This window comes from Streptomyces sp. NPDC048182, from assembly GCF_043202555.1.
Classification (GTDB): Bacteria; Actinomycetota; Actinomycetes; order Streptomycetales; family Streptomycetaceae; genus Streptomyces.
In genome coordinates, this window is record NZ_JBIDAQ010000001.1 from 340,196 (window position 1) to 359,638 (window position 19,443).

Annotated in this window: 17 protein-coding genes; 7 read left to right on the forward strand and 10 right to left on the reverse strand. The window is 74.4% G+C overall.

Annotation, left to right across the window (positions count from 1 at the left end):
* Positions 1-91: 91 nt before the first annotated feature.
* From ACGFZL_RS01675 to ACGFZL_RS01685, 3 genes are all read right to left on the reverse strand, one after another.
* Complete coding sequence (locus ACGFZL_RS01675; protein ID WP_393688223.1) at positions 92-4,960, reverse strand: HAD-IC family P-type ATPase; 4,869 nt, start codon at positions 4,958-4,960, stop codon at positions 92-94.
* Between the two features lie 10 nt (positions 4,961-4,970).
* On the reverse strand, positions 4,971-5,750 hold the full coding sequence (locus ACGFZL_RS01680; protein ID WP_393688225.1) for a hypothetical protein: 780 nt from the start codon (positions 5,748-5,750) through the stop codon (positions 4,971-4,973).
* 107 nt (positions 5,751-5,857) lie between these two features.
* Positions 5,858-6,748 (reverse strand): helix-turn-helix transcriptional regulator, encoded by an 891-nt coding sequence (locus ACGFZL_RS01685; RefSeq protein ID WP_393688227.1) that lies wholly within the window; start codon positions 6,746-6,748, stop codon positions 5,858-5,860.
* 101 nt (positions 6,749-6,849) lie between these two features.
* On the opposite strand from ACGFZL_RS01685, the gene ACGFZL_RS01690 reads away from it, so the two are divergent.
* Positions 6,850-8,286: an MFS transporter gene (locus tag ACGFZL_RS01690; RefSeq protein ID WP_393688229.1), complete on the forward strand. Its 1,437-nt coding sequence runs from the start codon at positions 6,850-6,852 to the stop codon at positions 8,284-8,286.
* Positions 8,287-8,426: 140 nt separating this feature from the next.
* Complete coding sequence (locus tag ACGFZL_RS01695) at positions 8,427-9,602, forward strand: serine hydrolase domain-containing protein (RefSeq protein ID WP_393688231.1); 1,176 nt, start codon at positions 8,427-8,429, stop codon at positions 9,600-9,602.
* On the opposite strand, the gene ACGFZL_RS01700 is transcribed toward ACGFZL_RS01695, so the two are convergent.
* From ACGFZL_RS01700 to ACGFZL_RS01710, 3 genes are all read right to left on the reverse strand, one after another.
* A complete protein-coding gene (locus ACGFZL_RS01700) occupies positions 9,511-10,077 on the reverse strand; it encodes a hypothetical protein (RefSeq protein WP_393688233.1) in 567 nt (188 codons plus the stop codon). The genes ACGFZL_RS01695 and ACGFZL_RS01700 overlap by 92 nt on opposite strands.
* Positions 10,078-10,219: 142 nt before the next feature.
* A complete protein-coding gene (locus tag ACGFZL_RS01705) occupies positions 10,220-10,816 on the reverse strand; it encodes a TetR family transcriptional regulator (protein WP_393688235.1) in 597 nt (198 codons plus the stop codon).
* Between the two features lie 24 nt (positions 10,817-10,840).
* A complete protein-coding gene (locus ACGFZL_RS01710; protein ID WP_355167158.1) occupies positions 10,841-11,839 on the reverse strand; it encodes an aldo/keto reductase in 999 nt (332 codons plus the stop codon).
* A 152-nt stretch (positions 11,840-11,991) separates the two neighbouring features.
* On the opposite strand from ACGFZL_RS01710, the gene ACGFZL_RS01715 reads away from it, so the two are divergent.
* The gene (locus ACGFZL_RS01715; RefSeq protein WP_393688237.1) at positions 11,992-13,035 is read left to right on the forward strand and encodes a chitinase; all 1,044 of its coding nucleotides are present in this window, start codon (positions 11,992-11,994) and stop codon (positions 13,033-13,035) included.
* On the opposite strand, the gene ACGFZL_RS01720 is transcribed toward ACGFZL_RS01715, so the two are convergent.
* Both ACGFZL_RS01720 and ACGFZL_RS01725 read right to left on the reverse strand, forming a co-directional pair.
* Positions 13,013-13,198: a hypothetical protein gene (locus ACGFZL_RS01720; protein ID WP_393688239.1), complete on the reverse strand. Its 186-nt coding sequence runs from the start codon at positions 13,196-13,198 to the stop codon at positions 13,013-13,015. The two genes, ACGFZL_RS01715 and ACGFZL_RS01720, sit on opposite strands and share 23 nt — an antisense overlap.
* A gap of 88 nt (positions 13,199-13,286) precedes the next feature.
* Positions 13,287-14,669: a glycine--tRNA ligase gene (locus ACGFZL_RS01725; protein WP_393688241.1), complete on the reverse strand. Its 1,383-nt coding sequence runs from the start codon at positions 14,667-14,669 to the stop codon at positions 13,287-13,289.
* Positions 14,670-14,841: 172 nt separating this feature from the next.
* Between ACGFZL_RS01725 and ACGFZL_RS01730 the strand changes: the two genes are divergently transcribed.
* From ACGFZL_RS01730 to ACGFZL_RS01745, 4 genes are all read left to right on the forward strand, one after another.
* The gene (locus ACGFZL_RS01730) at positions 14,842-15,795 is read left to right on the forward strand and encodes a zinc ABC transporter substrate-binding protein (RefSeq protein ID WP_393688243.1); all 954 of its coding nucleotides are present in this window, start codon (positions 14,842-14,844) and stop codon (positions 15,793-15,795) included.
* A gap of 29 nt (positions 15,796-15,824) precedes the next feature.
* Complete coding sequence (locus tag ACGFZL_RS01735) at positions 15,825-16,592, forward strand: metal ABC transporter ATP-binding protein (RefSeq protein ID WP_355166198.1); 768 nt, start codon at positions 15,825-15,827, stop codon at positions 16,590-16,592.
* 11 nt (positions 16,593-16,603) lie between these two features.
* Positions 16,604-17,506 (forward strand): metal ABC transporter permease, encoded by a 903-nt coding sequence (locus ACGFZL_RS01740; RefSeq protein WP_393688244.1) that lies wholly within the window; start codon positions 16,604-16,606, stop codon positions 17,504-17,506.
* A 64-nt stretch (positions 17,507-17,570) separates the two neighbouring features.
* Positions 17,571-17,987, forward strand: coding sequence for a Fur family transcriptional regulator (locus tag ACGFZL_RS01745; RefSeq protein WP_393688246.1), 417 nt, complete (start codon positions 17,571-17,573; stop codon positions 17,985-17,987).
* Positions 17,988-18,018: 31 nt separating this feature from the next.
* On the opposite strand, the gene ACGFZL_RS01750 is transcribed toward ACGFZL_RS01745, so the two are convergent.
* A complete protein-coding gene (locus ACGFZL_RS01750; RefSeq protein ID WP_393688248.1) occupies positions 18,019-18,552 on the reverse strand; it encodes a YcxB family protein in 534 nt (177 codons plus the stop codon).
* Between the two features lie 45 nt (positions 18,553-18,597).
* Positions 18,598-19,431, reverse strand: a complete 834-nt coding sequence (locus ACGFZL_RS01755; RefSeq protein ID WP_355166190.1) for an isoprenyl transferase — start codon at positions 19,429-19,431, stop codon at positions 18,598-18,600.
* Positions 19,432-19,443 lie beyond the last annotated feature (12 nt).

Genomic DNA, 19,443 nt, shown 5'->3' on the forward strand with positions numbered 1-19,443 from the left:
CACGCCTGCGAGGCGCGCGTTGCCCCGCACCGTGCCAAGCCGTCGGCCGCGTCCGCAATCGAACAGCCCCTCCCGGGGCCCGGGGGGAGGGTCAGTGTGCGGGCGTGAACGGCGTCCGCGGCAGGTGGGCCGAGACCGTCGGCCAGTGGCGCATGACCGTCTCCTCCACCCTCGGCAGCGCCCGCTGGCCCGCCAGCGCCAGGGCGATGGCCATTGCCACGCCGGTCCAGGCGAGGGGGCCGAGGGGGGTGCAGCCGAAGAGCTGGCTGGCGCCCGGGGTCTGGACCAGGGCGACCAGGGCCGCCGTCGAGCCGAGGGCGGTGACCTGGACGAGGCGGCTGCCGCGGCGGTCGGCGAGGGTCTGGGCGAGCTGGGTGCCGACCACCGCGCACAGGGCCATGGTGGTGGAGCGGCGCCGCGTGCCGGGCGTGAAGCGGCCGAAGAGCCAGGCCGCCGTCGCGCCCAGCGCGGTGGTCAGCGCGCGGTGCCGGATCTGGCGCATCAGCGGCTCGCCCAGCACGGCGGTGCCCAGCGGCGCCCCCGCGTCCTCGGCCTCCTGCTCGGCGTCCTCCAGCGGGGTCACCGCGACGGCCATTGCCGGGAAGAGGTCGGTGAAGAGGTTGACCAGCAGCATCTGCCGGGTGGAGAGCGGGGCGGAGCCGCCGAGCACCGTGCCGAGGATGCCGAAGCCGACCTCGCCCGCGTTGCCGCCGATGAGGATGGCGATGGCGTCCGCGACGCTGTGCCACAGGGCCCGGCCCTCGCGCACCGCCTCGATGAGGACCAGCAGGTCGTCGCCGGTGACGACCAGGTCGGCCGCGTTGCGGGCGGCGGCCGAGCCGCGGGCGCTGATGCCGACGCCGATGTCGGCGGCGCGGATCGCGGCGGCGTCGTTGGCGCCGTCGCCGACCATGCCGACCACCCGCCCGGCGTCCCGCAGCGACTCCACGACCTGGAGCTTCTGCTCGGGCGCCACCCGGGCCACCACGTCGGCGTCCCGCAGCATCCGCGAGCGCACCCGCCGGTCGGCGGCGGCCAGTTCGTCGCCGGTGACCACCACCGCGTCCTCGGGCCAGCCGAGGTCCACGGCGATGGCGTGGGCGGTCTGCGGATGGTCACCGGTCAGCACCACCGGCCGTACGCCCGCCTCGCGCAGCCCGCTCACCAGCGCCGGGGAGGTCTCCCGGGCCACGTCGGCGAGGGCGACCAGGCCGGTGAACTCCAGCCCGGACAGGGGTTCTTCGAGCACCTTCGCGGCCTGCTCACCGGCGCGCAGCGGACGGCTCGCCACCGCGATGATGCGCAGGCCGCGGCGGGCCAGTTCGTGCGCGGTGTCCGTGACGTGGGCGGGCGGCGCGGCGCAGGCGGGGAGGACGGTCTCGGGCGCGCCCTTGACCACCAGCAGGGCATTGCCGCGGCCCTCCCGGCCGACCGCGGCGGCGTACCCGCGCGAGGTCTCGAAGGGCAGCCCCTCCTCCTGCACCCACCCCGGATCGTCCCCGGCGGCGTCGAGGACGGCCTCGTCGGTGGCGTGGGTGGGGCGGGAGCCGCCGTCGCCGTTCAGGCGGGGGCAGGCCCGGGCGGCGGTGCGGACCGGGCCGGCCGCCTCGGGGTCGCCGACATCGCGGACCGTGCCGTCGGCGCCGGCGACGCGGGTAAGGCGCAGCCGGTTCTCGGTGAGCGTGCCGGTCTTGTCGAAGCAGACCGTGTCCATGCGGCCCAGCGCCTCCAGCGTGCGCGGGGTGCGCACCAGGACGCCCCGGCGGCTGAGCCGGCGGGCCGCCGCGAGCTGCGCGACCGTCGCCACCAGCGGCAGCCCCTCCGGCACGGCGGCCACCGCCACCGACACGCCCCCGCTGACGGCCTGCCGGACCGGCGCCCCGCGCAGCAGCGACAGGCCGGTCACCAGCGCCCCGCCGGCCAGGGTGAGCGGCATCGCCTTGCGGGTCAGCTCCTGGAGGCGGGCCTGCACACCGGCGGCGGACGGCGTCCGGGCGGCCAGCGCGACCGCGCGCGCCGACTCGGTGTGCCGGCCGGTGTCCACGACGACGGCCCGGGCCCGCCCGGCGACCACGGTGGTGCCCTCGAACACCATGCAGTGCCGTTCGGCGACGGGGGCGCGCGGGGTGGGGTCGACGGACTTGTCCACCGGCAGCGACTCGCCGGTCAGCGCGGACTCGTCCACCTCCAGGCCGTCCTCGCACAGCAGCCGGGCGTCGGCGGGCACCACGTCGTCGGTCCTCAGCTCGATCACGTCGCCGGGATGCAGCTTGGCGGCGTCGACGACGAGGGGTTCCTCGCGGGACTCGGCCGCCACCCGTGCCTTCTGCTTCTGCTCGGCCAGCAGCCCCGACAACGCCCGCTCGGCGCGCAGCCGTTGGAAGCCGCCGACCAGGGCGTTGAGGTCGAGGGCGCCGACGACGAGCAGCGCGTCCACCACGGAGCCGAGGATCGCGGACGCGGCCGAGCCGACGGCCAGGACCGGGGTGAGCGGGTCGTCCAGCTCACCGCGTACGGCCCGGGCCAGCTGCCAAGTCCAGCGGGCCGGCGCCAACGCCTTGTTTTCCAGGGCCTGTTCAGCAGTGGTCCGCACCCACGCCGTGGCTTGCTCCACGGCCGTCGGCTCCGGCTCGCGCTCGCGCTCCAGGCGGTCGCGTACGTCGTCGGGGGCCAGCGCGTGCCAGGCCACCCGGGGTCGGGGCCGGGGCGCGCGGGCCGTCGCGACGCCGAGCGCGGCCCGGGTGCCGGACAGCAGCGCGGCGGCGGCGCTCGCGTCGACCGGCGCGTGCCGCAGCCCCGGCAGCGGCGAGCCGGGCACCCGGCCGCGCGCCTCGCCGACCGCGACGAGGAGCCCGGACAGCGCGGCCCCGGACCGGGCGAGCACCTGCGAACGCCGCCCCACGCCGCGGGCGGCCGGCACGGCGCGCAGCAGCCGCCACACGTCGGCCAGGCCGCCGGGGGCGAGCACGTCGGCGCCCCACGCCACCGGGCACCCCCCGTCGGCCAGGGCGACGGCGACCTCACCGGCGTAGAGCCCGGCGAGGACCGTCGGATCGTCGCCGGCGGAAGGGCGTACGACGGTGACGACGCCGCCGCCGTCACCGCGCAGTTCGGCCACCACGTCCGGCAACGGCCGGTCCGCCGGCACGACTTGGTCGGCGAGGCCGGTGAAGTCGGCGAGGGCGGGGTCCTGGACCATGACCACGCGCAGCCCGGCCCGCCGCGCCGCGTCCAGCACGTCCTCGGTCCAGGCGTCGGCGCCCGCGCCCGGGGCCCGCAGCGCGCTGGGGTGCAGGACGACCGTGCCGGCCATCTCCAGCTGCCGCAGCCGCCCGGGGTCGCGGACCAGCACGCCGGTGCGGGAGAGGGCCGCGCTCAGCACGGCCTGGAAGGCGGCGGGCCCGTACCGCGCGGCCTTCGGCGAACCGGCGAGCACCGCCTCGGCGGCCTCCGCGATGTCGTGCTTGACCAGCAGCGTGGCCGCCGCGCCCGCGACGGCGCCGGTGGCGGCGTGGGTGGCGTACTCCTGCGCCGGCGAGACCCTCGGCGGCGGGCGCAGCGCGGTTGCGGCCGGCAGGCTGCCCCGGCCGGGGTCGCACAGCCGGTCGTGGACGGCCTCGAAGGCGGCCGTACGGGCCACCGCCTCCGTCAACTGGCAGGCGCGCAGCGCCCCGTCGAGGACGAGGGAGGTCGGGCTCTGCCCCGCGCCGTGCACGGCGGCGTTGGCGGCGGCGAGTGCCACGTCCATCCGATGGTCGCCGAGGCGCTCGCGCAGCCAGGCCCGGAAGGCGGGGTTCTCGCGCAGCAGGGTCGCCACGGCGGTGACCAGGCGCGGCGAGGGCGGCAGGCGCAGCGCGGAGCCGGCGAAGGCGGCGGCGATGCCGAGGGCGTCGGCGGCGAGAGCGACGGCCGCGACGCGCACGGGGGTCGGGTCGCCGGGGTGGGCCAGGTCCTCCACGGGGTCGGGGACACGGATCAGCCCGTGCTCCTCGGCGAGCGCGGCGGCGCGGTCCACGACGCGGTCGGTGAGCGCGTCCTCGGTCGCGGTGACGACCAGCCGGGCGAGGCCGGTGTCCCAGTAGGCGAGCGCGACGTCGGGGTGCGCGGCGAGGGCGGCGGCGACACGGCGTGCGGCGTGTTCGGCGGGGGCGGTGCGCTTGGCGGCGGGGCTGGGGGTGGCACCTTCGGTGCCGGTGCCGCCCGCACCTTCAAGACCCTCGGCACCCGGCACACCGCCGGCACTTCCGATGCCGGCACCGCCCGCGCCTTGGAGGCCCTCGGCACCCGTCGTGCCCGAGGCGCCGCCGGTGCCCTCGGCGCTCATCACACCGTCGGCGCTTTCGGTGCCGCCGCCGCCCGCGCTTCCGGAGCCCTCGGCGCTCGCAGGGCCCAAGGCGGCGCCGACACCCTCGGCGCTCATCACACTGCCCGCGCCTTCGGCGCCCTCGGCGCTCATCACACTGCCCGCGCCTTCGGCGCCCTCGGCGCTCGTAGGCTCCAAGGCACCGCCGATGCCTTCGGCACTGCGGGAGCCTGCGATGCTTTTGGCGCCCTCGGCGCTCGCAGGGCCCAAGGCGCCGCCGACGCCCTCGGCGTTGCTGGAGCCGACGGTGCCTTCGGCGCCCGCGGTGCTCGTCGTGCCCCCAGCACCCTCCACACTCCCGACGCCCCCAGCACCCTCCACACCCCCGGCGCCCCCGGCGCCCTCCGCCGGCCGAAGGGCCAAGTGCACCCGGCTCCCCGCCCGCCACTCCCGCCCGCCCCCGGGCAGCGCCGCCCGTGCGACCCGGGCCGCGCGGGCGGCGAAGTCCGCGCCCCGCACCCCGGCGCGCGCCGTGCCCGCCACCGCGCCGGCGGCGGCGCCCGCGGCGGGCGCGGTGCCCCGGGCCAGCAGCCGGGGCCCGGCGAGGACGGCCCCGGTGACGGCCTCCTGCGAACGCGTCAGCAGCCCAGCGGCCATGGCCCTCTCCTCACCCGCGGGTCTTGCGGGTGCCGCGCACGGCGGCCGTGGCCGAGCGCCGTGCGGCCTCGCTGTGCTCCTCCTCGGCCGCCCGCTTGCCCGCGGCGGTCCGCTTGCCCGCGGAGACGCCCTTGGCGGCGGAGGCGGAGGCGTGCCGGGTGGTGGAGGTCGTCTTGGTACGGGCCTCCTTGGCGGAGCCGGTACCGGCGGCGGCAGCCTTCGCTGCGGTGGCGGCACGCTTGGTGGCGGGGCTGCCGGTCGCCTTGGCACCGGCGGCGCCGGCGGCACCACCGGCGCCTGCACCAGCCTTCCCGCCGGAGGCAGGCGCCGCCTTCCCGCCGGAGGCCGGCGCCGCCTTGGCCGCCGCTCCCCCCGTGCGGGCGGCGGACGCCGCAGCCGTACCGGTCGCCGCACCCGCCGCCCCCTTCCCCGGCGCGACCGGCGGTGGCGGAGCGGGCGCCTTCCTGGCCCGCGACCCCCGCACCGCCGGCGAGGCGGCCCCCGCAGGCCCCGTCTCCCCCGCGCCCCCGGGCCGGGCCTGCGTCAGCCAGGCGACGGCCGCGCCCGCCGCGGCGACCGGCCACTCCACCAGCCCGGCGACGCCGAGCACCCCGGCGCCGGTGTACACGACGACCCGCCGCGCCCGCGGCGACACCGCCTCGATACGGTCCAGCGCGCCCTCGGCCACCCGCCCGACCGTGCCCGCGCCCGGCACCCTCCGCAGCACCGAGCCGACCGCCCCCAACGGCCCCGATAGCGCCTGCGTCGCCGACCTCTGCTGCTCAGCCATGGCTGTCTGCCCTCGCCCTGTGCGGAGTGGGAGGGAACCCGGAGTGGGAAACCCGTAGAACTTCACCTTCCGCACATCTCGGGCCGCGCGCATGCCGAGAGGGCCGTTCAGCCGCCCCGGCGCTCCAGCGCGAGGGCGTGCAGCCGCTCGAGGCGCTTCCGCGAGACGTCGTCGGCAGGCGCGTACGTCACGATGCGCGGCCCGGGTGCGGGCCCGAGCCACAGGTCGGCGTGGTCGAGGCTGACCCGCCCCACGTACCGGTTGTCGAACTCCTTGCGCTTGGAGCGGTGGGCGACCACCTCGTGCCGGTCCCACACCTGCCGGAACCCGGGCGACTCGCGCAGCCGCTGGAGCAGCACCTTCCAGGCCGGCTCGGCGAGGTGCCCGGCCATGGTGGCCCGGAACCGCGCGGCCATCAGCCGCTGCGCCTCGTCCAGGTGCACGATGGAGGACTGCCACTCGGCGTGCGTGAAACTGAGGATCAGGCAGTTGCGGTCCTCGGGCGGCACGGCGTCCAGGTCGCAGAAGAGCAGTCCGTACGTGCGGTTGTGGGCGAGGATGTCGTACCGGCTGTTCTGCACGGCGGCCGGGAAGGGCTCCATCTGCTCGAGGAGCCCGCGCACGGCCGGGGTGATGGCCGGGCAGACGGTCGCGGGCGCGGGGTCGACGGCGCCGGCGAGCTGGAAGAGGTGGGCGCGCTCGGTCGGGTCGAGCAGCAGGGCGCGGGCGAGGGCGTCGAGGACCTGCACGGAGACCTGGATGTCGCGGGCCTGCTCCAACCAGGTGTACCAGGTGACGCCGACCGCCGAGAGGTGGGCGACCTCCTCGCGCCGCAGCCCGGGCGTACGGCGCCGGGGGCCGCGGGGCAGGCCGACCAGCTCGGGGGAGATGCGCTCGCGGCGGCTGCGCAGGAAGTCGGCCAGCTCGTGCCGGCGCACCTCGGAGACGCCTTCCTCGGCGGGAGCGTCGGGTACGGCCTGGTCCGCGGTGATCGCCATGCCCCCAGCATGCCGCCGCCCGCAGCCCGGTGCCAGGTACTTCCACTACCAGGATCAGCACACTCTGGTACCAGTCTCAGCGGCGGCGCAGTCTCGACGACGTGACCGACACGACGACACCACGCAGCACAACGGCCCCTGCCACCTCCCCCTCCTCTCCGGCCCTCGGCGCCCTGGGCCTGTTCACGGTCCTGCTGGCCGCCGCGCTCCCTTTGGTCGACTTCTTCATCGTCAACGTCGCCCTGCCCAGCATCGACTCCGACCTGCACGCGAGCGAGGCGGTCCTGGAGCTGGTCGTCGCCGGCTACGGGGTGGCGTACGCCGTCCTGCTGGTCCTCGGCGGCCGGCTGGGCGACCTCTTCGGCCGGCGCCGGCTCTTCCTCGCCGGCATGGCGGCCTTCGGGCTGACCTCGCTGGCGTGCGGTCTGGCGCCCGGCGCCTGGTCGCTGGTGGCGGCGCGGGTGGCGCAGGGCGCGGCGGCGGCGGCGATGCTGCCGCAGGTGCTCGCGACCATCCAGGCCACGACGGCCGGACCGCGCCGGGCGCGGGCGATGGGCCTGTACGGCGCGACGGCGGGCCTGGCGATGGTGGCGGGCCAGATCCTGGGCGGCGTCCTGGTCGCGGCGGACATCGCCGGCACCGGCTGGCGGGCGGTGTTCCTCGTCAACGTCCCGGTGGTCCTCGCCGGCCTCCTCCTGGCCGGCCGCTCACTCCCCGAGACCCACTCCCCCCGCCCGGAGCCCCTGGACGGCCCCGGCACCGCCCTGCTCGCCGCGGCCCTGCTCACCCTCCTCCTGCCCCTCACCGAGGGCCGGGCGGCGGGCTGGCCCCTGTGGACGTGGCTGTCCCTGGCGGCGTTCCCGCTGGCGGCGGCGGCGTTCTACGCGGTGGAGCGCCGGGCGGACCGCGCCGGCCGCACCCCGCTGGTCCCACCCAGCCTCTTCGCCTCCCTCACCCTGCGCCGGGGCCTGCTCCTCATCCTCCCCTTCTCCATCGGCTTCAGCGGCTTCATGTTCGTGGTCGCGGTGGCCCTCCAGCAGGGCGCGGGCCTCGGCCCGGTCGCGGCGGGCTCGGCCCTGCTCCCGCTGGCGGTGGCCTTCTTCTTCACGTCGCTCGCCGGGCCCCGCCTGGTCGCCCGCTGGGGCACGCGGATCATCGCCGCGGGCTCGGTGCTCCAGGCCGCGGGCCTGGCCCTCGTCCTGCTGGCCGCCCACCGCTCCTGGCCCGACCTGTCCGCCTGGACCCTCCTTCCGGGCGGCGCCCTGGCCGGCGCCGGCCAGGCCATGCAGCTCCCGGTGATCTACCGCGTCGTCCTCTCCGACGTCCCCGCCACGCGCGCGGGCGTGGGCAGCGGCGTCATGATGACCACCCAGCAGTCCGCCCTCGCCCTGGGCGTCGCCACCCTGGGCACCCTGTTCCTCTCCCTCACCCCGACGACGGGCATGCGCGACGCCCTGACGACGACGCTGGCGGTGCAGCTGGGGCTGGTCGCCCTGACGGGGCTGCTGAGCCTGCGGCTGCCGCGGACGATCGGCTGACGCGGCGCCCTTCCGGCGTCCGACGCGGACCACCGTCGGCACGCGCCCGCTGCCGCACGACCCGGTTCGCTCGGCGATGAGAACGGCTCCGGGTGGGAGTCTTCCCTGCAGGATCGAGCCGACCACGCCGAGGAGCCCTCATGAGCGGTACGCCCACCCCCCTTCACGCCACCCTCCGCCGCGCCGTGGACGCCGGCACCGCCCCCGGTGCCGTCGGCCTGCTCGCCCACGGCGACGACGTCGAGGTCGTCGCCGTCGGGGACGTGGACGTGGAGGGGAGCGCGCCGATGCGGCGGGACACGTTGTTCCGGGTCGCCTCGCTGACCAAGCCGGTCACCGCCGCGCTGGTGATGACGCTGGTGGACGAGGGGCGGCTCGGCCTGAAAGAGCCGGTGGACGCCTGGTTGCCCGAGCTGGCGAAGCCCCGCGTGCTGCGGGCGCCCGACGCCGAGCTGGGGGACGTCGTGCCGGCGGAGCGGGCGATCACCGTCGAGGACCTGCTGACCAGCCGCGCGGGATGGGGGTTCCCCGCCGACTTCTCGCTGCCCGGCGTGGCCGAGCTGTTCCGCGTGCTGCCGGGCGGGCTGCACCCCGGGCAGATGCCCCCGCTGGACGCGCTGCTCGCCGCCCTCGCCGAGGTCCCCCTGCTCCACCAGCCGGGCGAGGGGTGGCTGTACAACACCTGCTCCGACCTCCAGGGCGCCCTCGTCCAGCGGGTCACCGGCCGGCCGGCCGCCGACGTCATGGCGGAGCGGCTGTTCGAGCCGCTGGGCATGACCGACACCGCGTTCCATGTGCCGCGGGCCCGGCAGTCCCGGTTCACCAGCATGTACGCCCCCACCGACGGCGGGCTCGCCCTCGTCGACTCCCCCGCCGACGGCGAGTGGAGCACCCCGCCCGCCTTCGCCTCCGGGGCCGGCGGCCTGGTCTCCACCGTCGACGACCTGCTGGCCTTCTTCCGGATGCTGCTCGCGGGCGGCACCGCCGCCGACGGCCGCCAAGTGCTGACGGCGGAGTCGGTGCGCCGGATGACCACCGACCACACGACCGCCGCGCAGCGCGCGGCCGGGGCGCTCTTCCTCCAGGGCCAGGGCTGGGGGTACGGCGGCCAGGTCGACCGCGAACGCGCCGAGCCGTGGAACGTGCCCGGCCGCTACGGCTGGGTCGGCGGCTCCGGCACCACCGCGCACCTGGTCCCCGCCACCGGCACCGTCGCCGTCCTGCTCACGCAGGTGATGCTGACCGGACCGAGCCCGATGCCCCCGCTCCTGGAGGAGTTCTGGCGGACCGCCGCCGCCGGAGGTACGCGACGGTGAGCACGGCGACCAGCGGCCCCCAGGCGAGCAGCGGCACGTAGCAGGCGTCCATGATCAGGCCGGCGGTGCCCCGCGGGAAGTCGGGGTTGTCCAGCGGCCCGCCCGGCAGCAGGGTCACCACCGCGCACAGCGCCGTCACCGCGACCGCCCCCACCGCCGCGGGCAGCGCCACCGCGAGCGGCGGCACCCGGCGCCCGCCCAGCCGCGGGACCCAGCCGGGGACCCGCTCGCCCCAGGGGCAGACCAGGGCGAAGGTCAGGCAGGCCGGCGCCTGGGAGAGGAGCGTGAGGACGAGGACGTAGATCATGATCGGGGTTCCCGTGTACAGGGAGCCGAGCCGCCCGGTGAAGCCGACGTCCACCCCCACGCCGAGGGCGAGCCGCCACACGCAGGACGGGACGGTGCAGAGCATGGTCGCCCATGCCGCGCGGACCGCCCAGCGCGGGACCGCGGAGGAAGGGGATCGAGCGGGCATCGTGGACTCCGATACGGGAGGGGGCCGACCCGCACACCGTGTCACCGCGCACCACGCGGCGGCGTCGTCCCAGCGGGCGGAGCCCCTCCTCTCCGGGGGGGGATCCGCGCCTCCGCCTCCGGTCGCACGCCGGGACGGACGGTCAGCCCACCGCGCCGAGGCCCCGCAGCACCAGCTCCACCACGCCCGCGAACTCCGCCTCGATCTCCGGCCGTTCCCACTCCCGCGCGTAACACGGGTCGTGGAAGCGGCCGCTGGCGTGGAAGACCGCGAACGCGGCGGCGCGGGGGTCGGCGGCGGTGAAGGCGCCGGAGGCCGCGCCCGCCCGGACGATCCGCTCCAACTGGTCGACCAGGTCGGTGATGTGCTGCCCCACCGCGTCGCCGTTCTCGCCGACGAGGACCTGGTACGTCGCGAACAGCTCCGGGTCGTCACCCGCCTTGCGGCGCTTGGCGTCGAAGAGCGTGCGCAGCCACGCGCGCAGCCGCTCCGCGGGCTCCCGGTCCTCCGCCGCGACGATCCCGGCCAGCGACTCGGACGTACGGTCCAGCCACCGCTTGGTCACCGCCTCGCGCAGCGCCGCCTTGGTGCGGAAGTGACGGTAGACGCTGCCGTGACTGACGCCGAGCGCGCGCGCCACGTCGACCACGGTGGCCTTGGCCGGGCCGTGCCGGCGCAGCACCTCCTCGGTGGCGGCGAGGATGCGCTCGGCGGTCAGGATCTCGGAGCTCGGGGCCATGGACTAGACCGTACCTGCCATCCGTCAGCGCTCGACCTGGGCCATCTGGGCCGCCCCGTAGCGCTCGCCCGCCGCCGCGCCGGCCGGTACCGCGCGCTCGATGGCGGCCAGGTCGCCCGCGTCCAGCGTGACGTCCAGGGCGCCGAGGGCCTCGTCGAGGCGCTCCCGGCTGCGGGCGCCGATCAGCGGCACGATGTCCTCGCCCTGGGCCAGCACCCAGGCGATGGCGGTCTGCGCGACGCTGACGCCCTGCTGCTCGGCGATCTTGCGCAGCTCGTCCACCAGGTCCAGGTTGCGCTGGAGGTTCTCGCCCTGGAAGCGGGGCGCGTGGGCGCGGAAGTCGGTGGCGGCGAGCTGCCGGTCCCGGGTGAAGTGGCCGGAGATCAGGCCGCGGGAGAGGACCCCGTAGGCCGTGATCCCGATGCCCAGCTCGCGGGCGGTGGGCAGGATCTCGGCCTCGATGCCGCGCGAGATCAGGGAGTACTCGATCTGCAGGTCCGAGATCGGGGCGGTCGCGGCGGCCCGGCGGATGGTCTCCGCGCCGACCTCGCTGAGGCCGATGTGCCGGACGTGGCCCTTCTCGACCAGTTCGGCGACGGCGCCGACGGTCTCCTCGATGGGGACGTCGGGGTCGAGGCGGGCCAGGCGGTAGACATCGATGTGGTCGGCGCCGAGGCGCTGGAGCGAGTAGGCGGCGAAGTTCTTCACCGCCGCCGGCCGGCCGTCGTAACCCGACCAGCCGCCGTCGGCGTCGCGCAGGGCGCCGAACTTCACGCTGAGCAGCGCCTGTTCGCGCCGGGCGGCGGGGGCGGCGCGCAGGGCCTCGCCGATCAGCATCTCGTTGTGGCCCATGGCGTAGAAGTCGCCGGTGTCGAGCAGGGTCACGCCGGCCTCCAGGGCGGCGTGGATGGTGGCGATGGACTCGGCCCGGTCCGCCTCGCCGTACAGCGCGGACATGCCCATGCAGCCGAGGCCGAGGGCGGAGACCTGGGGGCCGGTGGTTCCGAGGGTTCGGGTGTTCATGGTCATGGATCCAGCTTGACATGACAGATGACAGATTTCAACTTCTGTCATTCATTGAATTGTCATTTTGGTCCAGACCTATTGACGCCAGGTCTGGACCAGCACTGTCATGTCTTCGACACCTCCGATCGACCCCACCACCTGGAGGACACATGCTCCGCCTGCTCACCGCCGCCCTCACCGCGGCCCTCGTCGCCGCCCCCGCACTCACCCCCACCGCGTCGGCCGCCCCCACCGCCGACACCTGCGCCGTGAAGTCCCGCCCTGCCGGCAAGGTCCTCCAGGGCTACTGGGAGAACTGGGACGGCGCCGCCAACGGCGTGCACCCGCCCTTCGGCTGGACGCCGATCACCGACTCCCGCATCGCCGCCCACGGCTACAACGTCCTGAACGCCGCCTTCCCGGTCATCCGCTCCGACGGCACGGCCCTGTGGGAGGACGGCATGGACACCGGCGTGAAGGTCGCCACGCCGGCCGAGATGTGCGCGGCCAAGGCCGCCGGGCAGACCCTGCTGCTCTCCATCGGCGGCGCCGCGGCCGGCATCGACCTCTCCTCCACCGCCGTCGCCGACCGCTTCGTGGCGACCATCGTGCCGATCCTGAAGAAGTACAACTTCGACGGCATCGACATCGACATCGAGACCGGCCTCACCGGCAGCGGCAACATCGCCCAACTCTCCACGTCCCAGGCCAACCTGATCCGCATCATCGACGGCGTCCTCGCCAAGATGCCGTCGAACTTCGGCCTCACCATGGCACCGGAGACCGCCTACGTCACCGGTGGCAGCGTCACCTACGGCTCCATCTGGGGCGCGTACCTGCCGGTCGTCAAGAAGTACGCCGACAACGGACGGCTGTGGTGGCTCAACATGCAGTACTACAACGGCAGCATGTACGGCTGCTCCGGCGACTCCTACTCCGCCGGCACCGTCCAGGGCTTCACCGCCCAGACCGACTGCCTCAACAAGGGCCTGGTCGTCCAGGGCACCACCATCCGCGTGCCCTACGACAAGCAGGTCCCCGGCCTGCCCGCCCAGTCCGGCGCGGGCGGCGGCTACATGTCCCCGTCCCTGGTCTCCCAGGCGTGGCAGCACTACGGCACCTCGCTCAAGGGCCTGATGACCTGGTCCCTCAACTGGGACGGCTCGAAGAACTGGACCTTCGGCGACAACGTCAAGCGTCTTCAGGGGCGTTGACGCATCCGGCGGCGATCAGCGCGCCGTGACCGCCGGCTTCGCCCCCAGCGCCACGAACGACCCCGCGAAGCTCAGCAGCAGCATCCGGGGCGCCCTCGACCACGATGGCGTCCTTGTCCCGCAGCGTCGCCCACGCCATGTACAGCAGGTAGGCCAGGTTCATGCGCCCCACCCTGCCGACGCGAAGGCCCCCGACACAGGACCACCAGGGGTCCCGTATCGGGGGCCGATTCGCTACGGCGAGCGCAGTGTCACGCGCCGACGAGGCGCGAGGCCAGGTACCCCTCGATCTGGTCCAGGGACACCCGCTCCTGCTTCATCGTGTCGCGCTCGCGCACCGTCACCGCGTTGTCCTCGAGGGTGTCGAAGTCGACCGTGACGCAGAAGGGCGTGCCGATCTCGTCCTGGCGGCGGTAGCGGCGGCCGATGGCGCCGGCGTCGTCGAACTCGATGTTCCAGTGCTGCCGCAGCGCCTGGGCGAGGCCCTTGGCCTTGGGCGACAGCTCCGGGTTGCGGGAGAGCGGCAGCACCGCGGCCTTCACCGGGGCCAGGCGCGGGTCGAGGCGCAGCACGGTGCGCTTCTCCAGCTTGCCCTTGGCGTTGGGCGCCTCGTCCTCCACGTACGCGTCGAGCAGGAAGGCGAGCATCGCCCGGCCGACACCGGCCGCCGGCTCGATGACGTACGGCGTCCAGCGCTCGCCGGCCTCCTGGTCGAAGTAGGAGAGGTCCTGGCCCGACGCCTTGGCGTGGGCGCCGAGGTCGTAGTCGGTGCGGTTGGCGACACCCTCCAGCTCGCCCCACTCACTGCCGCCGAACTGGAAGCGGTACTCGATGTCGGCGGTGCGCTTGGAGTAGTGGGAGAGCTTCTCCTTCGGGTGCTCGAACCACCGCATGTTCTCCTCGCGCAGGCCCAGGCCGGTGTACCAGTTCCAGCGCTGCTCCATCCAGTACTCCTGCCACTGCTCGTCCTCGCCCGGCTTGACGAAGAACTCCATCTCCATCTGCTCGAACTCGCGGGTGCGGAAGATGAAGTTGCCGGGCGTGATCTCGTTGCGGAAGGACTTGCCCATCTGGGCGATGCCGAACGGCGGCTTGCGGCGCGACGTGGTCTGCACCTGGGCGAAGTTGGTGAAGATGCCCTGGGCGGTCTCGGGCCGCAGGTAGGCGACGGAGCCGCTGTCCTGGGTCGGGCCGAGGTGGGTGGAGAGCAGGCCGGAGAACTGCTTGGGCTCGGTGAAGGTGCCCTTGTTGCCGCAGTTGGGGCAGCTGAGGTCGGCCAGGCCGTTCTCGGGGGCGCGGCCCTTCTTCTCCTCGTACGCCTCCTCCAGGTGGTCCGCGCGGAACCGCTTGTGACAGGAGGTGCACTCGGTCAGCGGGTCCGTGAAGGTGGCGACATGACCGGAGGCCACCCAGACCTCGGGGGCGAGGATCACGGAGGAGTCGAGACCGACGACGTCCTCGCGCGAGGTGACCATGTAGCGCCACCACTGGCGCTTCAGGTTCTCCTTGAGCTCGACACCCAGCGGTCCGTAGTCCCAGGCGGCCTTCGTGCCGCCGTAGATCTCACTGCTGGGGAATACGAAGCCACGGCGCTTGCTCAGGCTGACGATGCTGTCGATCTTGTCGGCGGCCACGGTGCTCTCTTCATTACGACGACGGGCGACGAAGCGTAGATGCTTCCAGAGAATGCCTCAGGTTACCGGCGGGGACGGGCCCCCGGCCAAATCGGGGGGCCGGTCGGGGAGCGACCGGGATCACGCGGAAGCTTGTTGACAACGGTTTCCAGAATCGTTGAAAATGAGTGTCATGAACGTACGACGACACCGGATATCCGGCATCGCGGTCACCGCGGTCACCGCGCTCGGCCTCGGCACCCTATCCGCCTGCTCCGACGACAGCGCGGGGGCGGTCGGCACGGACAAGTTCGACGTCGTCACGTCCTTCTACCCACTCCAGTACCTGGCCCAGCAGATCGGCGGCGAGCACGTCAACGCCACCTCCCTCACCGAACCCGGCCAGGAACCGCACGACCTGGAGCTGAGCACCAAGCAGACCGCCGAGCTGGGCGAGGCCGACGCCCTGCTCTACCTCAAGGGCCTCCAGCCCGCCGTGGACAAGGCCGTCGCCCAGGCCGGCGTGGACACCACCGTCGACGCCGCCTCGCTGACGAAGCTTGAGGACCACGGGGACGTCGAGCACGAGCACGCCGGGGACGAGCACTCCGAAGAGGAGGAGCACGGCCTCGACCCCCACATCTGGCTCGACCCGGTGCGGTACGCCCAGGTCGCCTCCGGCGTCGCCACTGCCTTCGAGAAGGCCGACCCGGACCACGCCGCCGACTACCGCAAGAACGCCGACGCGCTGGCGAAGAAGCTCGCCGACCTGAACACCCGGTACGCGAGCGGGCTGAAGGACACCCGCACCAAGGTCTTCTTCACCAACCACGCCGCCTTCGGCTACCTCGCCGAGCGCTACGGCCTGACCCAGGAGGCCGTCTTCGGCGTCGACCCGGAGAGCGAGCCCAGCCCGGCCCGGATCAAGCAGCTCCAGACCGAGGCGAAGGCCGACGGCGTCACCACCGTCTTCTACGAGACCCTGGTCTCCGACAAGACCGCGAAGACCCTGGCCAGGGACGCGGGACTGAAGACCGACGTGCTCGACCCCATCGAAGGCATCACCGAGAAGTCCAAGGGCACCGACTACATCCAGGTGATGCAGTCCAACCTCGCCGCGCTGCGCACCGCCCTCGGCGCGAAATGACCGACGAACGAGCAGCCATGGAGGACAGCATGAGCGAGCCGGTCATCTCCCTGCGCGGCGTCCGCGCCGAGCTGGGCTCCCGCCCCGTCCTGCGCGGCATCGACCTCACCGTGCGCCGCGGCGAGGTCGTCGCGCTGCTCGGCGCCAACGGCTCGGGCAAGTCGACCGCCGTGCGCAGCGTGATCGGGCAGGTGCCGGTGACGGCTGGCGAGATCGAGCTGTTCGGCACCCCGCGCCGCCGGTTCCGCGACTGGGCCCGTCTCGGCTACGTCCCGCAGCGCACCACCGCCGCCGGCGGGGTCCCGGCCACCGTGACCGAGGTGGTCTCCTCGGGGCGGCTCGCGCGGGCCCGCTTCGGGGTGCTGCGCAGGGCCGACCATGCCGCCGTGCGCCGCGCCCTGGACCTGGTCGGCATGGCCGACCGCGCCAAGGACTCGGTGAACGCCCTCTCCGGGGGCCAGCACCAGCGGGTGCTGATCGCCCGCGCGCTGGCCGCCGAACCGGAACTGCTGATCATGGACGAGCCGATGGCCGGCGTCGACCTCGCCAGCCAGGAGGTGCTGGCCCGCACCCTGCGCGAGCAGGTCGCGGACGGCGTCACCGTCCTCCTCGTCCTGCACGAGCTGGGCCCCCTGGAGCCGCTGATCGACCGGGCGGTCGTCCTGCGCGACGGCTGCGTCCTGCACGACGGCCCGCCCCCGAAGGCGGTCGGCCAGCACGCCCTGCCCGGCCACGACCACGTCCACCCGCACGCGGCCCACGACGCCGAGCCGCTGCGCACCGGCCTGCTGAGCTGAGAGCGCCCACGATGGAATTCCTGAACTACGCCTTCATGCAGCGGGCCCTGCTCGCCGCCGTCCTGGTCGGGATCACCGCGCCCGCCATCGGCATCTACCTCGTCCAGCGCCGCCAGGCCCTGATGGGCGACGGCATCGGCCACGTCGCGATGACCGGCGTCGGCCTCGGCTTCCTGCTCTCCTGGTCCCCGGTGTGGATGGCGACGGTGATCTCGGTCCTGGGCGCCGTCCTGATGGAGCTGATCCGCTGGTACGGCCGCACCCGCGGCGACATCGCCCTCGCCATGCTCTTCTACGGCGGCATGGCCGGCGGCGTGATGTTCATCAACCTCGCGCCCACCGGCTCCAACGCCAACCTCACCTCGTACCTCTTCGGCTCCCTCTCCACCGTGTCGGAGTCGGACGTGACCGCGATCTGCCTGCTGGCGGCCTTCGTGGTGCTGGTCACCGTGGGGCTGCGCCGGCAGCTGTTCGCGGTCAGCCAGGACGAGGAGTTCGCGCGGGTCACCGGCCTTCCGGTGCGCGCCCTGAACCTGCTGACCGCCGTGACCGCGGCCGTCACCGTGACCGTCGCGATGCGCGTGGTCGGGCTGCTGCTGGTGTCGGCGCTGATGGTGGTGCCGGTGGCCGCCGCGCAGGCGCTCACCCGCAGCTTCGCCGCCACCTTCGCGGTCGCCGTGGCCATCGGCGTGGCCGTGACCATCGGCGGCACGGTCACCTCGTACTACCAGGACGTGCCGCCCGGCGCGACGATCGTGCTGCTGACCATCGCCGCGTTCATCGCGCTGACCGCGCTGGCCGCCCCGCTGGCCCGGCGACGCGCGCGGGCAGCCGCCGCCGCGGGCCCCGCAGGCGACCCGGCCGAGTGCCGCATTCCGGCCACCCGGAACCCGGGCGAGGAGGTCGGCGCCTGACCGCGGGGGGCCCGGGCTGGCACAATGGCCCCCGGCACAGCCGCACACGCGTGAGGAGGGACCCGTGACCACCGCTGGACCGCCCGTGAAGGGCCGCGCCACCCGGCAGCGGGCCGCCGTCTCGGCGGCGCTGCAGGAGGTCGAGGAGTTCCGCAGCGCGCAGGAACTGCACGACATGCTCAAGCACAAGGGCGACTCCGTCGGCCTGACCACGGTCTACCGCACCCTGCAGTCCCTCGCCGACGCCGGCGAGGTCGACGTCCTGCGCACCGCCGAGGGCGAGTCGGTCTACCGGCGCTGCTCCACCGACGACCACCACCACCACCTGGTCTGCCGCTCCTGCGGCAAGGCCGTCGAGGTCGAGGGCCCGGCGGTGGAGAAGTGGGCGGAGGCCGTCGCCGCCGAGCACGGCTACGTCAACGTGGCGCACACCGTGGAGATCTTCGGCACCTGCGCGGAGTGCGCGGCCGGCACCTCGTGAGCCACCACCTCGTGAGCCGGCACCGCGTGAGCTAGCACCGCGTGAGGTGCCGGTCGAGGAGCGCCCGCAGCCGGTCCGCGTCCGCCGGGCCGGCGAGCCCGCGCTTGGGGAGCACCGTGAGGCCCGTGGCGTTCCTGTCCGCGCTCAGCAGGACGAACACCCGGTCCGTCTCCCGGTAGCGGGGCTGCGCCACCCAGTCGGCGGCGACGGTGGTGTGGGCGGTGGCCACGGTGGTCCCGCGGTCCGTCACCGTCGCACGGAACTCGCCCTGCCACTCCGCGAGCCGCTGGAAGGCGCGGGCCTGCAACCAGGGAGTGAGCGGAAGGGCGACGGCCAGCCCGACTGCCGCCATCAGCACGAACGGCGGGAGCCCGCCCGTGCCGGCCGCGACGCCCACCACTTCCGCGGCGATGACGGCCCCGACCATGACGGGCAGCAGCCACCGATACACCCAGGCGCCCCGGCCGGCCCGCAGCCGGGCCCGCAGCGCCGAGCTGAAGTCGGCCGCCTCCGGCCGGTATCTCAGTTCCACCACGTCCCGCACCGCATCCCGCCCCGTGTCCATGAAGCGAGATGGTAGCCGGGCCGGTCCCGCGCCGCCGCGGGCGGATCAGACCTCCTGCCGGCCCTCCATGGCCAGGAGCTGCTCGTTCGGGATCGCGCCGCCGAAGCGGCGGTCGCGGGAGGCGAACTCCAGGCAGGCCCGCCACAGGTCGCGGCGGTCGAAGTCCGGCCACAGCACGTCCTGGAAGACCATCTCGGCGTAGGCGCTCTGCCACAGCAGGTAGTTGGAGGTGCGCTGCTCGCCGCTGGGGCGCAGGAACAGGTCGACGTCCGGCATGTCGGGGTAGTACAGGTACTTCGCCAGCGTCTTCTCGTTCACCTTCGACGGGTCGAGGCGGCCCGCCCGCACGTCCTCGGCGAGGGCCTTCGCCGCGTCGGCGATCTCGGCGCGACCGCCGTAGTTCATGCAGAAGTACAGCGTGAGCCGGTCGTTGTCCTTGGTCTGCTCCTGGGCGACCTGCAACTCCTTGGCCACCGACTTCCACAGCTTCGGCATCCGGCCCACCCAGCGCACCCGGATGCCCAGGCTGTCCAGCTGGTCGCGGGACTTGCGGATGAAGTCGCGGTTGAAGTTCATCAGGAAGCGCACCTCCTCCGGTGAGCGCTTCCAGTTCTCGGTGGAGAAGGCGTACAGCGAGATGTTCTCCACGCCGATCTCCACCGCGCCCTGGAGCACGTCGAGGACCTGCTCGGCGCCGACCTTGTGCCCCTCGGTGCGCGGCAGCCCGCGCTCCTTGGCCCAGCGCCCGTTGCCGTCCATGACGATCGCCACATGTTCGGGCACCAGCTCGCCGAGGATCGGCGGCCGCGCGCCGGAGGGGTGGGGTTCGGGCGTCCGGTACTCGCGGCGCTGGCGGCCCAGGATCCCGCGTACGGCCATGTGTCTCTCGTC

What these genes read in the sequence shown, in the direction of transcription:
- ACGFZL_RS01675 (WP_393688223.1), bottom strand. Translation starts at nt 4,960, where the DNA reads ATGGCCGCTGGGCTGCTGACGCGTTCGCAGGAGGCCGTCACCGGGGCC.
- ACGFZL_RS01680 (WP_393688225.1), bottom strand. Translation starts at nt 5,750, where the DNA reads ATGGCTGAGCAGCAGAGGTCGGCGACGCAGGCGCTATCGGGGCCGTTG.
- ACGFZL_RS01685 (WP_393688227.1), bottom strand. Translation starts at nt 6,748, where the DNA reads ATGGCGATCACCGCGGACCAGGCCGTACCCGACGCTCCCGCCGAGGAA.
- ACGFZL_RS01695 (WP_393688231.1), top strand. Translation starts at nt 8,427, where the DNA reads ATGAGCGGTACGCCCACCCCCCTTCACGCCACCCTCCGCCGCGCCGTG.
- ACGFZL_RS01700 (WP_393688233.1), bottom strand. Translation starts at nt 10,077, where the DNA reads ATGCCCGCTCGATCCCCTTCCTCCGCGGTCCCGCGCTGGGCGGTCCGC.
- ACGFZL_RS01705 (WP_393688235.1), bottom strand. Translation starts at nt 10,816, where the DNA reads ATGGCCCCGAGCTCCGAGATCCTGACCGCCGAGCGCATCCTCGCCGCC.
- ACGFZL_RS01710 (WP_355167158.1), bottom strand. Translation starts at nt 11,839, where the DNA reads ATGAACACCCGAACCCTCGGAACCACCGGCCCCCAGGTCTCCGCCCTC.
- ACGFZL_RS01715 (WP_393688237.1), top strand. Translation starts at nt 11,992, where the DNA reads ATGCTCCGCCTGCTCACCGCCGCCCTCACCGCGGCCCTCGTCGCCGCC.
- ACGFZL_RS01720 (WP_393688239.1), bottom strand. Translation starts at nt 13,198, where the DNA reads ATGAACCTGGCCTACCTGCTGTACATGGCGTGGGCGACGCTGCGGGAC.
- ACGFZL_RS01730 (WP_393688243.1), top strand. Translation starts at nt 14,842, where the DNA reads ATGAACGTACGACGACACCGGATATCCGGCATCGCGGTCACCGCGGTC.
- ACGFZL_RS01735 (WP_355166198.1), top strand. Translation starts at nt 15,825, where the DNA reads ATGAGCGAGCCGGTCATCTCCCTGCGCGGCGTCCGCGCCGAGCTGGGC.
- ACGFZL_RS01740 (WP_393688244.1), top strand. Translation starts at nt 16,604, where the DNA reads ATGGAATTCCTGAACTACGCCTTCATGCAGCGGGCCCTGCTCGCCGCC.
- ACGFZL_RS01750 (WP_393688248.1), bottom strand. Translation starts at nt 18,552, where the DNA reads ATGGACACGGGGCGGGATGCGGTGCGGGACGTGGTGGAACTGAGATAC.
- ACGFZL_RS01755 (WP_355166190.1), bottom strand. Translation starts at nt 19,431, where the DNA reads ATGGCCGTACGCGGGATCCTGGGCCGCCAGCGCCGCGAGTACCGGACG.